Annotated in this window: 1 pseudogene; it reads right to left on the bottom strand. The window is 72.2% G+C overall.

What is annotated here, in order from left to right:
* Nucleotides 1-255 (bottom strand): annotated as a pseudogene (locus tag MTCD1_RS19720) (ATP-dependent helicase); the annotation flags it as partial.

Raw genomic sequence — 255 nt, 5'->3', positions numbered from 1 at the left:
CGCCAGCTCCACCAGCGGCCGCGCGCCCAGGCCCTCGCCGAAGAACTGCGCGGCCAGTTCCGGCAGCTGGCGGGCCTCGTCGATCACGAACGCCTGCGCGCCCGGCAGGATCTCGCCGCAGCCCTCCTGCTTGAGCGCCAGGTCGGCCAGCAGCAGGTGGTGGTTGACCACCACCAGGTCGGCTTCCTGCGCGCGTTGCCGCGCCTGCACCACGAAGCACTCGCTCCAGAACGGGCAGTCGCTGCCCAGGCAGTT

The sequence above is a fragment of the Colwellia marinimaniae genome (assembly GCF_002207865.1).
GTDB classification, from domain to species: Bacteria; Pseudomonadota; Gammaproteobacteria; order Enterobacterales; family Alteromonadaceae; genus Colwellia; species Colwellia marinimaniae.
The sequence above is the reverse complement of the archived record's forward strand: the minus strand, read 5'-3'. Positions and strand labels throughout refer to the sequence as shown.